The sequence below is a fragment of the Streptococcus sp. 3705 genome (genome assembly GCF_013277145.1).
Classification (GTDB): Bacteria; Bacillota; Bacilli; order Lactobacillales; family Streptococcaceae; genus Streptococcus.
On record NZ_VMMJ01000028.1, the window covers coordinates 1 to 15,000 of the forward strand.

Annotated in this window: 7 protein-coding genes and 1 pseudogene; 7 read left to right on the forward strand and 1 reads right to left on the reverse strand. The window is 37.3% G+C overall.

Translation table 11 applies throughout. The annotated features are described in order from the left end of the window. From HT714_RS09510 to HT714_RS07910, 6 genes and pseudogenes are all read left to right on the forward strand, one after another. Positions 1-1,156: DUF1542 domain-containing protein (locus HT714_RS09510; protein ID WP_240148120.1), on the forward strand; the 1,156-nt coding region annotated here is incomplete at its 5' end. Between the two features lie 487 nt (positions 1,157-1,643). Further along, entirely contained in the window at positions 1,644-1,820 is a 177-nt protein-coding gene (rpsU, locus tag HT714_RS07890) for a 30S ribosomal protein S21 (RefSeq protein ID WP_000048054.1), read from the forward strand. Between the two features lie 130 nt (positions 1,821-1,950). Next, positions 1,951-2,886, forward strand: a complete 936-nt coding sequence (gene hprK / locus HT714_RS07895; RefSeq protein ID WP_173227127.1) for an HPr(Ser) kinase/phosphatase — start codon at positions 1,951-1,953, stop codon at positions 2,884-2,886. Further along, on the forward strand, positions 2,879-3,667 hold the full coding sequence (lgt, locus tag HT714_RS07900; RefSeq protein ID WP_173227129.1) for a prolipoprotein diacylglyceryl transferase: 789 nt from the start codon (positions 2,879-2,881) through the stop codon (positions 3,665-3,667). Before hprK ends, lgt begins: the two co-directional genes overlap by 8 nt. Continuing rightward, positions 3,668-4,094, forward strand: a pseudogene (locus HT714_RS07905) (DUF948 domain-containing protein). Then, entirely contained in the window at positions 4,067-4,456 is a 390-nt protein-coding gene (locus HT714_RS07910; RefSeq protein WP_173227131.1) for a YtxH domain-containing protein, read from the forward strand. Before HT714_RS07905 ends, HT714_RS07910 begins: the two are co-directional and overlap by 28 nt. A 244-nt stretch (positions 4,457-4,700) precedes the next feature. Here HT714_RS07910 and HT714_RS07915 read toward each other — a convergent pair whose 3' ends face one another. Next, a complete protein-coding gene (locus HT714_RS07915) occupies positions 4,701-4,853 on the reverse strand; it encodes a hypothetical protein (protein ID WP_173251753.1) in 153 nt (50 codons plus the stop codon). An 89-nt stretch (positions 4,854-4,942) separates the two neighbouring features. Between HT714_RS07915 and HT714_RS07920 the strand changes: the two genes are divergently transcribed. Continuing rightward, positions 4,943-15,000: YSIRK-type signal peptide-containing protein (locus HT714_RS07920; protein WP_173251761.1), on the forward strand; the 10,058-nt coding region annotated here is incomplete at its 3' end.

Genomic DNA, 15,000 nt, shown 5'->3' on the forward strand with positions numbered 1-15,000 from the left:
AGAGTTAGAAGCGGCAAAAACTGAAGCTGAAAAAGTTTTAGCAAAAGAAAATAATGCGACTAAAGAAGAAGCTAAAGCAGCACAAGCAAAAGTAGATGAAGTAAAAGCAGAATTAGATAAAGCTGCAGAATTGTTGAAGGATCTTGACAGAGAAGCTGCTAAAAAAGAAATTGCTGATGCCGCTAAAACAGCGACGGTTGCTATTGAAGCTAGTACAAGCTTAACGCCAGAACAAAAGGCAGAAGAAAAAGTCAAAGTAGCTAAAGAAGCAAAAGAAGCAAAAGATGCCATTGATAAAGCGACAACTGAAGCTGAACTAGATAAAGCTTTACGTACCTTCTTATATCAGTTGGATCAAGATTCATTAGTTTATGAACGACCATCTTTTGACCTTGGAGCATTCATTCAATCATCTATTACTGGAGTAGTAACAGTTGAACGTGGAAAAGCGATTCGTCAAGCTGATGTCATTGCTAAACTAAACTTACCAGAGAATGTTACGGTCATTAGCATAGATTTACCGGATACAAATACATTAGGGGACAAGTTTGCTAAAGTAACTTTAAGATTAGCAGATGGAAAAGAAATAACTGTAAAAGTACCGGTTAGAGTTGTTGCTTCACAAAGTGGGGAGTCTAAACCAGAAACTTCTCTTCCAGATTATGGCAGAAATAACGGATCAACTAACACAGATGTGAAAGTGGATAAAGCTAAGTTAGAAGGTGCTATCCATCAATTAGATGAATTAATCATTAAAGAATCAGCTAAGCTTGATGCAGAAACTGCAAAAGAAGCGAATGACTTATCAGCAGATGCTAAGAAAGTATTTGCTAATGCAGACGCAAGTCAAGCAGAAGTGGATGCAATGATTAAACGTATCGAAGACTTCATGGCGAAAGTTGCTCTATCAACTGATCATGCAACTCCAACTAACGACCAAGCTGCTCAAACACCAGCTGTAGCTCCAGCTACAACTCAAGCAGCAGTTAACGCCGGTCAAACAGCATCAGCACAAGCAAGTGTGCGTACAGTCGCTAAAGAATTGCCAAACACAGGTACAGTAGATTCTATAGTATCTATGGTAGTAGCGGCCGCAAGTGCCTTACTTGGTCTTGGTCTTGCAGGCCGTCGTCGTAAAGAAGACGAAGAAGCTTAATTGGTAGATTGTTTGATAAACATCAGATGATAATACTCAATGAAAATCAAATAGCAAACTAGGAAGCTAGCCACAGGCTGCTCAAAACAGTATTTTGAGGTTGTGGATAGAACTGACGAAGTCAGTAACATATACCTACGGCAAGGCGAAGCTGACGCGGTTTGAAGAGATTTTCGAAGAGTATAAGTCCGATTTTCAAAGCTTAAACAAGTACCTCTCATAAGAAATCTCCTAGTAGGAAGGCGCTACAACCAAAGAAATCCTCTGATATCTTCTTTTAGACATATGATCTATCCCTTTAATGAGTGACCATATTCTCGATAAAAATAAGTACTGAATCCTGTTTCATCATATAAACAGGCGCTAAGCGCTTTCAACTCTTGTATAAATGGAAGAAAAAATCAAAATTAAACCGCATTTTTGCTTGACAATTATTCCTTTTACGTGTAGAATAAAATAGATATTAAACTTGAAGGGAGTGAAAAAAATGTCTAAAACAGTAGTACGTAAGAATGAATCTCTTGACGACGCGCTTCGTCGTTTCAAACGTGCGGTTACTAAAGCTGGTACTCTTCAAGAAACACGCAAACGTGAATTCTATGAAAAACCTTCTGTAAAACGTAAACGTAAATCAGAAGCAGCTCGTAAACGTAAAAAATTCTAATTAGAAATGAAAGGCTAGAGAAATCTAGTCCTTTTTCTTTTAAATAAATACTCCAAAGCCTGCAAAAATCAGAAACTTCCTCCCACAATTTGATATAATAGTAAAAAGAACTTGATTGAAGGAGGAAATGATGTCGGTTTTAGTAAAAGAAGTGATTGAAAAGCTTAGACTAGACATTGTCTATGGCGAACCAGAATTGCTTGAAAAGGAAATCAATATAGCGGATATTACGCGACCTGGTCTTGAAATGACAGGCTATTTTGACTACTATACGCCAGAGCGGATTCAACTTTTGGGGATGAAGGAGTGGTCTTATCTGATCAGCATGCCTTCCAACAGCCGTTATGAAGTTTTGAAAAAAATGTTTCTACCTGAGACACCTGCGGTCATTGTTGCTCGTGGTTTGGTGGTTCCAGAGGAAATGTTAAAGGCAGCCAGAGAATGTAAGATTGCCATTTTAACCAGCCGTACAGCTACTAGTCGTTTGTCTGGAGAGTTATCTAGTTATCTGGATTCTCGTTTGGCAGAACGTACCAGTGTGCACGGTGTCTTGATGGATATCTATGGGATGGGTGTCTTGATTCAGGGAGATAGTGGAATCGGTAAGAGTGAGACAGGTCTGGAGCTTGTCAAACGTGGTCATCGCTTGGTAGCAGATGATCGGGTAGATATTTACTCTAAGGATGAATTAACTCTTTGGGGAGAACCGGCTGAAATCTTGAGACACTTGATTGAAATTCGTGGGGTTGGGATCATCGATGTCATGAGCCTCTACGGTGCCAGTGCTGTCAAGGACTCTTCACAGGTTCAGCTTGCTGTCTATTTGGAAAATTACGATACGCATAAGACCTTTGATCGTCTTGGAAACAATGCAGAGGAACTCGAAATTTCTGGCGTAGCCATTCCTCGTATCCGTATTCCAGTTAAAACAGGTCGTAATATCTCTGTCGTGATTGAGGCAGCTGCCATGAATTATCGTGCCAAGGAAATGGGCTTTGATGCGACTCGTTTGTTCGAAGAACGCTTGACAAATCTCATCGCTCGAAATGAGGTGCAAAATGCTTGATCCAATTGCTATTCAACTAGGACCCCTAGCCATTCGTTGGTATGCCTTGTGTATTGTGACAGGCTTGATTCTTGCGGTTTATTTGACCATGAAAGAAGCGCCTAGAAAGAAGATCATACCAGATGATATTTTAGATTTTATCTTGATAGCCTTTCCTTTGGCTATTTTAGGAGCTCGTCTCTACTATGTTATTTTCCGTTTGGATTACTATAGTCAGAATGTAGGAGAGATTTTTGCCATTTGGAATGGTGGTTTGGCCATTTACGGTGGTTTGATAGCTGGGGCTCTTGTACTCTATATCTTTGCTGATCGTAAACTCATCAATACTTGGGATTTTCTAGATATTGCGGCACCTAGCGTTATGATAGCCCAAAGTTTGGGACGCTGGGGCAATTTCTTTAACCAAGAAGCCTACGGTGCAGCAGTGGATAATCTGGATTATCTACCTGGTTTTATCCGTGACCAGATGTATATTGAGGGGAGCTACCGTCAACCGACCTTCCTTTATGAGTCTCTATGGAATCTTCTTGGATTTGCCTTGATTCTGATTGTCAGACGAAAATGGAAGAGTCTCAGACGAGGCTATATCACGGCCTTTTACTTGATTTGGTATGGTTTTGGTCGTATGATTATTGAAGGCATGCGAACAGATAGCCTCATGTTCTTTGGTCTTCGAGTGTCTCAATGGCTATCAGTTGTCCTTATCGGACTGGGTATTTTTATCATTCTATATCAAAATCGAAAGAAGGCCCCTTACTATATTTCAGAGGAGGAAAACTAAATGTTAGAAGTTGCATATATTCTTGTAGCCCTTGCTTTGATTGTATTTTTAGTCTATCTAATCATTACTGTACAAAAGCTTGGACGTGTTATCGATGAAACAGAAAAGACGATTAAAACCTTGACTTCAGATGTGGATGTGACCTTACATCATACCAATGAATTGCTGGCTAAGGTCAATGTCTTGGCAGATGATATCAATGTCAAGGTGGCAACGATTGATCCACTCTTTAATGCTGTTGCAGATTTATCTCTATCTGTTTCAGACCTCAATGACCATGCGCGTGTCTTGAGCAAGAAAGCTTCATCAGCAGGTTCAAAAACACTCAAGACTGGGGCAAGTTTGTCAGCTCTTCGTCTTGCAAGTAAATTTTTAAAAAAATAAAAAAGGAGAATCCTTATGGGTAAACTATCCTCAATCCTTTTAGGAACTGTTTCAGGTGCAGCTCTTGCCTTGTTTTTAACAAGCGACAAGGGCAAACAAGTTTGCAGTCAGGCTCAAGATTTTCTGGATGATTTGAGAGAAGATCCAGAGTATGCCAAGGAGCAGGTCTGTGAAAAACTGACAGAAGTTAAGGAGCAGGCTACAGATTTTGTTCTGAAAACCAAAGAACAGGTTGAGTCAGGTGAAATCACTGTGGACAGTGTCCTTGCTCAAGCTAAATCCTATGCTTTTCAAGCGACAGAAGCATCAAAAGATCGATTCAATAATCTTAAGGAGCAGTGGCAAGAAAAGGCCGAAACTCTTGATGAATTAGAAGAGATTGTGATTGATATAACAGAAGAATAAAAGAAATAGTAACTATTCTAGGTCCTATAAACTCTCTAGTGGATTATACCTCTATAGAGCTTATAGGTTTTTTATGTGGATAAAACCTTAAATAAAAGAAATTTAATGATTTTTGAAAGTAGATAAGTATAATCTACTTTTTTGTGAATAGAGTTGCTTTTAAAAAATATCAACATATTCACAATGTTATACTTAAATATACAATATTTCTCGAATTTTAAAGAATATAAGGCAAAATATTTGATTAAGTATGTAGAAAATAGTATAATTTAGCTGTGATAGCTGTGATAGCTGTGATAGCTGTGATAGCTGTGATAGCTGTGATAGCTGTGATAGCTGTGATAGCTGTGATAGCTGTGATAGCTGTGATAGCTGTGATGTTATTTGCTAATAGCAATCATCATAGTGATTTTTGTAGCTTAACTCTTTTTAAGGAGTTGAAGTTATAAAGATTGCTTTTTTATTATATTTTCCTTAGGAGGAGAAATGGAACATAAAAATAAGTCATTCAGTCGAATGAAACGTCATCAGAGTGACAAGGTTTTGCGCTATTCTATTCGTAAATATAGCTTTGGTGCGGCTTCAGTAGCTGTAGCAGCACTGATGTTTTTAGGTACGCGCGTCGTGAGTGCGGATAGTCTAGTTGAAAACACTTCACACTCTACTGCAGGTGTAGTGAACCCTGAAAATAAGGTCGAGCCACCTGTGGGCGTTACGGAACCTACTGAAAACAAAGTAGAAGTTGCACAGAATCCTTTAGAAAAGGAAATGCCAACTAATAGTGAAAACATTGTTAAAGTAGTTGATAAAGCGAAATTAAGAAAAGTAGTTGAAGAGTTAAATACTACTCTTTCATCGAAATCAGATCTTGACAACTCAGTTCTTTCTCCGATTAAAGACAGAGTTCAAAAAGGGCAAGCCCTACTAGATAGTGATCCTGCAGCGCAGAAGGATGTAGATGAACTACTTTCCCTTTTAGAAAGTGACTTAACTGTCTTATCAAATGCTACTAAAGAATCAAGCACGGTTCAAGAAACTGCAACTGAGAATAATACTGAAATCAAAGATAATAAAACCACTTTTGAACTAAGTGAAGATGATAAAACTATTTCAGATAAGAAAGAATCACTAAAATTGTCTGCTGAACAATTACAAGCAGCGGTTCTTGAGCTCCCTGAACATGAATCAACTAAAGAAGTACTTGGAAAAGCAAATGAAGTTCTCTCACTTGCTCAAGGATTATTGACAAATACTAGGGTAACATCTAATGAACTTGAGGATTTGAATAATCGTGTTAAAAGAACGTTTAATTCTGTCAAAATAGTGACTTTGCGTCTAACTTCAGGTAAGAATGACCCACGTAATGGTCAAAGCATGGGTCAAGGTACACAGTTTAGAGCTTATACACCAGTTAGCTCTGGGGCGTTGAAAAACGTTAAATACTTTGCATCGGTCGATAGAAATACTAACGGTGGATCATATTTAAGGAATGATGATCCTGAATTTACAGAAAAAAAGACAGTAATTAAAGCAAAATATGAACAAAGCAGTTCAGGTAAATGGATGGTCTATGATGTTTACTTCAATAATAATGGAGTGGCCATGGCAGATCTCTCTTATAGTCAGCATTATTATTTCCAACCTCCGTTTAATATCATGGATGGTTCTAATAAAGTAGAAAATTTAACTTTTACTCGTTATCAAAATGTTTCTCGAGACCCTAGTAAAAAGCTTTCTGATGGAGGTAGAGAATTCCAAAAGGTTGGGGAGACGGCTGTAATTTCAGAACCATGGAGACAAAGAACCAACGTTTTCCCAGGGGATAGAAGATCTACATACGATCCACAAGGAGTAAGTCGTGCTGATCAAAAATGGCAAGTGTTTAAACGTAACCAAGACGATCCTTATTTAGATAAGATTGTAAGAAGAACAGATGGAAGTTACACTGATAGGGTCAGTTATACTCTTGGAATAGAAGTCGGTCGGGAAAACTTAGATTATGCGATCCATATGACCGCTAGAGTAAAATTGAAGGATAATGTGACAGAAACAGAAGCTGCTAATGGTAATGTGTATGCTGCTTCTGTTACAACTGGACAAACTACTAATCAATCATATATTGTAGGTTCGCAAGGAACAAGTCTAAAAACAAAGCCAGACGCACAATTATATCCACTTAAAGGAAGTTCGCATAACAAAACAGTAGGTGATCCCCTTCCAAATTCAGATAATCCAGTAACTGCTAAATATATTACTCCTAAAAATGGTGGGGAATTTCCATCAGGAATGGATTGGGGTTGGAAAAATAATATTAAACCAAGTACAGATACAGCAGGAATTTTCACCTATATAGCAACTGCTCGATACCAAGATGGATCAACATCAAATGATGCAGATGGAGCGGTGAAATTTACGGTTAAGCCTAAGAAACCTGCTATTACAGCTAATGATGTCGTTCATAAAAAAGGATTAACAAATCAAACAATCACGGTAAATGTTGGTACAGGAGTTAAAACAGGATCTACAGTTACTCTATATAGTGATGGCAAAGTTATCGGAACAGGAAAAACTACTGGAACTACTGCAAGGATTACAGTTGATGGGGCATTGACAGGAAATCCAATTACGGCTGAAACAAAGGTTGACAATGGAGGAGTTGTGGTCTCTGAGAAAAGTGACCCAGTTAGACCAACAGAAGCACCAGATAACCAAGAACCAACTGTTAAGATGACAAATCCAACAGAGACAGATGGAAACAAAGTAAGGGTATTAACAAAGAATGAGATTAATGCTCCTACAACTCGTATTTATAGAGGGGCAATTTTAGATGTTCCGTTAACAATGTATGATAACGATCCAAAAGGTAAAGTTAACTTGAAATATGAAAGTGGATTACCTAAGGGTGTTACTTTTAATAATGGAAGAACGCTTTCAATAACAGGAGCCACAGAGGCACACCCGCAAACAACAAATATTAGGGGGAAAGTAGCTGCTGATGCAACATTAGGAAAACAAGCGGTTACGTTCAAAGTGTCAGATGACCAAGGAAACAATGTTGATAGAGGCAATAAAGCAACTGTTAAATTTAATGTTGAAGTTGTTGACTTAGATTTCCAAAAAAATAAAGGTGAAGTCAAATCGGATGGTACTCTGGTTGTAAAAACTTCTAAAGGAGCTTCTTACAGTGATTCGCATGATTTTATTACGGCAACTGATGGAAAAGATGTAAGTGACCGATTCTTCCCAGGAGATATGAAGTTTAGATTTATTCAACCAAACAATACTGTTAGCAAGGTTGTTACCTTTAATGATCCTGGTAAACAAACTGTTAAAGCAGCTGCTTATTTCCATAATGGATATGCTGGAACAAATGAAGTTGAAAAAGTTACTAATAATACTCCAGGTAAAGATAATGAAATTATCAATAGATCATTCCTGTATAAAACTATCGAATTCCAAGTAAAACCTACTGCACCTACAGTAACTCCAGAAAACAATGGAGATGTTACAGTAACGCCAGTGAATGAAAAGAATGTAAATACATTTAATTTCACATATAATGAACCTCATAATTCTTCAAGAAAAATTACAGCAACAAAAACAAACGATGGATGGACATTAAGCAATGCTCCAGCTGATGGTGTGACGATTGATAAAACTACAGGTAAAGTAACGATTAAAGATAGAGCTATCAAAGATTCCGCCCCAGTTATTGCAATATCTAAAACAACTGACAATGTGGAAAGTGATCCAGTAACAAAAACTTCAAACGTTGGTGATAATGAACCACCTAAATTCAAGTTTACTCCTAATGGAAAAGAAACAAGAGTTGAAACTGGAGTAGGGCAAGTAGCCTATATCACTCCGACAGAAGATACAAACTTAAAGATTGGTACAGTTACAGATAACTCTGGTAAATTATCTGAGGTAAAATTCGCAGATAAATCTAATAGAGTATTTGGTATTCAAGGGTTAGGTTCAGGTATCACTTATAACGAAGTAACTAAAACAAATAATGGAGATGTGGATGCTCCAAGAGATATCATTGTTTCAGGTAAACTACCGGATCGTAATGGTAATTCAGCTTGGACAGATAACGTTGAAATTACACGTTTTGTTGTGGCGAAAGATGCTGCACTTAAGGAAATGAGAGATCAAACTGAAAATGTTTCAAATCCAACTCGTGTTAAATTAAAAGTTTTAACACAAGCAACGAAATATGATCCGCATGTTGGAAATCAAGTAATTGATAAAGATATTACTGCTTCAGGTGCAACGGTTACTCAAGCAGAATTTGATGCTATTAAATCAAATATTACCTTCACTTCAGAACGTGGTGATGTAAAAATCAGTAACGGTGCTAACAATAGAACTGCTGGTTTAAATATCACTATGAATGATAATGGTGCAATTAAGAAGAACGCTACGAATGGTTTATACTATGTAAGTGCAAGAATTGAATATCCAGACCACACGACTGAAGATATCGAAATTCCAGTTAGTAAATCTGATACAACAGCGCCAAAAGTAACGATTAATGGTAAAGAATTATCAGAGACAGCAACGGATTATTCATATGTAGTATTCAAAGAATCCACATTTAATCCAACCTTTAAAGTAAGTGATGATAAAAATAAAGTCACAAATATAAGCGTAACGGGTCTTCCAAGTGGTATGAAGTTTGAAAAATCAGGGAGCTGGTCTAAAGATGGTGCTGATGTACAAGTAGAAGGAAATAATATCACTGCAACAAATAATGCTCAATTAGGTGATCATGAAGCAAGTATTGTTGTAAAAGATGCACTAAACAATGAGAAAACGTATAAATTTAAATATAAAGTTGTAGATGTTGCAATTAGAGAAACACTAAAAACAGTCCCATTAAATACTCAATTAGAAGATTCTCATAATTATGTGAAAGTAGTAGATGCTCCAAATGCCGATGGTAATGATAAATATTATCCAGATGGTATGTCGTTCAAATGGAAGAAGGGAACTGCAGAGGTTGCTAATGAAACTAGATTGAGCAGACCAGGAATCATTTCTGAATATAAACCAGAAGTGAAGTTTAAATCTGGAGCTGGTTACTATACAAAAACAATTGATGGAAACCAAGTTAAGGTCTACACACCTGCTACCATCGAAAGAGACCAAACATTCCATGTTAAACCAACAGCACCAACAATTACTCCTTTAGAAAAAGGTGATGTAACAGTAACACCGGTAAGTGAAGAAAATGTTAATAGATTAAACTTTACTTATAAACATCCCAATGGTCAAACGACGATTACAGTTACAGCAACTAAAACTGGAAATAGATGGTCATTGACAAGTGGAGCACCTGCAGACGGTGTAACGATTGACCCTGAGACTGGTGTTGTTACAATCAAGGACCGTGCTATTAAGGACGCAACTGAAATAAGAGCTAAATCTGTGACAACAGATAGTGTAGACAGTGATACAACAACAGCAAATTCTAAAGTAGGGGATACAGAACCACCGAAATTTGAATTTACTCCGAATAATGTAGAAACAAAAGTAGAAACCAACGGAGATCAAGTTGTTTATGTAACGCCAACAGAAGATACAAATCTAACGATTGGTAGGGTAACCGACGATTCTAATAAATTGACTGAAGTTAGAATAGCATTAGGTCAGACATTCAATATAGGTTTGGGTGAAGGCTTATCTTATAATGAGGCTGTTCGTAAAAGTAATGTTGAATTAGATGCTCCAAGAGATGTTACAATTTCAGGTAATTTAGGAGATTATAAAACTGGGACTACAAAGTGGACAGATAATGATGAAGTAACACGTTATGTTGTAGCTAAAGATGCTGCAACAAATGAGATGAATAATCAAACTAACGATGTTACAAATAAAACTCGCATCAAATTTAAAGTTCTAACTCAAGCAACGAAATATGATCCACAAGTTTCAACTCAGCCAATTAATGTAGATGTTACTGCACCAGGTGCGAAAATTAGTCAATCAGATTTCGATTCAATGAAATCAAATCTGACATTTACATCTACACGTGGAACTGTAAAGATCAGTAATAATACAACTGGTTTAAGTCTTGCTATGAAAGAAGATGGTGCGATTAAGCCGAAAGATAATGGTACTTACTATGTTGGTGCAACTATCACATATCCTGACCACTCAACAGAAGATATTGAAATTCCTGTAACGAAAGTAGATGCGAATGAGCCAATCGCAACAATGGATGGTATGTTGTTAACAAAAGATGAAAACACTACTGCAAACTTCGTAGTGTTCAGAGGTTCAACATTTAACCCAACATTCAATGTAAGAGATGACAGAAACGATATTAAGACGATTAACGTAACAAAACTTCCAAATGGAACAAGTATTGAGAAAACTGGTTCTTGGACAAGTGGAACAAATGTTAAGATTACAGAAGACGCTAACACATCTACATCAACAGCTGATTTAGGAGAACGTGTTGGAGAAGTAACGATTACTGACGCTACAGGAAACACTGGTACTTATAAATATAAATATAAAGTAGTAGATGTTGAAGTTAGAAATAGTCCAGAAACAGTTGAGTTAGGAACGAAACTAGTTGATGCAGCGAATGCAAACAACGGTAAAGACTCTCATAATTATGTGAAGTTAGTTTCTGCAACAGATGGTATAAAGCAAGATGTGGATGATAAATATTACCCAGCAGGAATGAACTTCAAATGGAGTAAGAATAATGAACAAGGGACTACTGGTGAAGTAACTACTACTACGGAGCTTAACAAACCAGGTGTAGTAACTGATTACAAAGCATTAGTGAAATTCCCAAGAGGTGCAGGATACTATACAACCAATATAGACGGTAAAGCAGTTAAAGTTTATACACCTGCTAGCATTGAAAAAGAGGTTACATTCCATGTAGCACCTCCAAAACCAACGTTTAATCAGGATGCAGTATCATCAACAACACGTAAGATTAGCGGTACGTTAGGTGGATTCACATTAGATAATAATAATGATAGAGTTGTAGAAGTACACTTAAATGATAAAGACAATACAGTTTTATCAAGCAAAGATGGGCAAGTAACCATTAATGGAGATACTTGGACAGCGACATTACCTGATGACAAGAACCTTCGTCAAAGCGAAAATAAAAACGGAGAAACAGTTCAACCAGCAGCGATTACAGTAGTAAACAAAGTTGGAAATACAGATGTTTCTAAAACGAGTGAACCTAAAGTAGTCAAAATGGGTAATTACTCACCTTCTGCTACAATTGCTGGAAGCAAGCATATTGATGTAACAGTACCGCATGATGCAAAACGAATCGAGTTACGATTCCATAATAATTCAGATACAGATAATGAACCGAATAGCATTGTTCTTGTACGTAATGAAAATGGTGGAGATTGGCAAGTAGATCCTACAACGCCAGCTGGAGTTACAAATGCAAATAACTTTGTACAAGGAATTACAAATAGTATAAATGAAGCCAATAAAGCTGAAAACAAAGTAAGCATTGCCCTAAAAGAATCAGATAATAATAAAAAACTTCTTATTAAAGAAGAGGTTGCTTCTGGAGACAATACAGATAACTATACTAGCGGATTAGGATTACGAGTAGATTACAAACCTGAAACTGGACAAAATGCAACACCAGCAGGAAATTGGAAAGTAATTTCAGTATCAAATGATGCTCCAGTAGTAACGTTGAAAGATGCAGCAGTAGGAACACAAGAAAATCCTAAAGTTTATGATGCAGGAACAGTATTAACAGCAGACAAACTAAAAGAATTAGTAACGGTATCTGATACTGAAGATGATCGTACTACGGATAAACCGTTCGGAACAGGTACTGTTAATGTTACTGGACTTCCAGCAAATCCAACAGCAGGAGTATACGCTGTAACGCTTCAACCTGTTGATAGCCAAGGAAAAGCAGGAAACCAAGTAACTGTACATGTAGTTGTAAAAGAAGAAAAACCAGCAGCTCCAAGTATTTCTCAATGGCAAAATGGAAATGTGAAAGTAACGCCACCAACAGATGGGGATAAAGTAACAATTCCATTAACAGATGGAACTGTAACACTAGTGAAGAAAGATGCTGGATGGGAACTTGAAACACCGAAAGAAGGCCTAGTATTCCATAATGGTTCATTAGAAATTCCTAAAGAGTTAGTAGGAACTAGTGTGACTGCCAAATCAACAAAAGGTACAGGTGGATCAGCTGTAGATTCTGATGATGCGACATATACAACAACACCTCACAAAGTAACGACTGTTGATGTTATTAAAGAAGTAGATTCTCCATTAACAAATTCTGATTTATCAGGAAAAACAGGGGTTACTGGAGTAGTAGATGGAACTGAAACGAAAGATTTCATAGCAGCTAAGATTACAAGTGTAGTGGGAAATTCTGAATTACCGAAAGTAACTCCAGATAGTAAACATACAATTCCAGTGACAATTACTTATGAAGATAGTTCAACAGAAACAACAGATGTAATTGTTAAAGTGAAACCGCAAGCTCCAATAGTGACACCAAAAGAAAATGGAACTGTAGAAATTACACCGATATTAACTGGAGAAGGAACTACAACTATCACATATACAGGTGAAGATAACACGCCACAAACAGTAACAGTAACAAAAGCTGGAGATGGAACTTGGACAAGTTCTGATCCAACAATTGCTGTTGATGCAAATGGTAAAGTGACTATTCCTGCGGATAAAGTAAAAGATGGTTCACCAGTTACAGCAAAAGTAACAAGTAAGACAACAGACTTAACAAGTCAATCATCTACAGAAACTGCTGGAAAACCATTAACAGTCGAAGTAGGAACACCGGTAGATGCGATTGAAAACAAAGCATATACAAGTGATAAAGTGGTAACACCTAATAAAGACAATAGCACAATTACTCCAACTCCTAAGAATGGACTAACTGTAACTCCTGATGGTAAAGTTACTGGAACGCCAGATGTTAAAGACTGGGGAGAAATCGAAGAACATCGTACTGTAACGATTAAAGTAACAGTAACACATGATGGTGATACACCAGTTGAAAAAGACGTTGTAGTCAATGTATTAAGAGATACTGATGGAGATGGAACACCAGATAAAGATGATTTAGACGATGACAATGATGGTATTCCAGATGATCAAGATAAAAATCCAAAAGTAGCAGATGAACTAACAGGAAATGTGACACCACCAGCTCCTGTAAGAGAAAAAGCTGAAGTTCCACCGGTTACAGTTGTAACAACAAATAAACCAGGTGCTACAATTACAACAGAAAATCCACCAGTAAATGGATTATCAGTTAACAGAAATGGTGAGTTAACAGGAACTCCAACAGTAGATAACTGGGACAAAGATGAAGAAGAACGTCAAATTAACATTCCTGTTAAAATTACAAAAGAAAAAGATGGAAAAACTGGAAAAGAAACTGAGGAAATTAAGGTAGAAGTTCCAGTAACGATTCTGAGAGATACAGATGGAGATGGAACTCCAGACAAAGAAGATGCAGATGATGATAACGATGGAATTCCAGATGAGGAAGAGAAGAAAAACGGAACAGATCCGAAAGTTCCTACGACTCAAACTCCAACTATAGGAATTACTCGTAAAGAAAATGGTGATGCAATCGTAACACCAACGAAACCAGGTGGAGGAACTTATCCACCAGGAACAACTGTAACGATTCCAGGAAATGGCAATACTCCAATTGAACTTACAATTGGAAATGACGGTTCAGGAACAGTTCCAAATGATAAACTTCCAAAAGGAAATTTACCAGGAAAAGGTATCGTAACAGAACCGAATAAGAGACCATCTAATCCAGTTGATGTGACAACGCCAGCCCGTAAGACACCGACAGTAGAGTTACAACAAGATCCAGATACAGGAGAAGTAACAGTAACACCAACGAAACCAGATGGAACAACATACCCACCAGGAACTAAGGTAGAAATTCCAGGAAAAGATGGAAATCCAATCACTGTAACAATTGGACAAGACGGTAAAGGTAAAGTGCCAAATAAAGATTTACCAGATGGTAAAATCTCAGGTCCAGGAACAATCACTGAGCCTGGTACAGATAAAACTCCTGAAAAAGTTACTGTTGAAACGCCAGCTCGTTTAACACCAGCAATAGTATTAGATCAAGATCCAAATACAGGAGACGTAACGGTAACACCTAAGAAACCAGATGGAACAACATATCCACCAGGAACGAAGGTAGAAATTCCAGGTAAGAATGGCACACCAATTGTGGTAACAACAGGACCAGATGGAAAAGTAATTATTCCGAATAAAGACTTACCAGATGGGGAAATTCCAGGAACAGGTAAAATTACACCGCCAGGAAAACCTTCTGTTGAAGTAAACGTAAAAACACCTAAGAAATTAGATCCAAATGCACCTCAAACAGAACAACCAGGTGAAATTGAAATTACAAGAAAACCAAATGGAGATGCAGTAGTAACGCCTAAGAAACCAGATGGAACAACATACCCACCTAGAACGAAAGTAGTTATCCCAGGTGATAATAATACAAC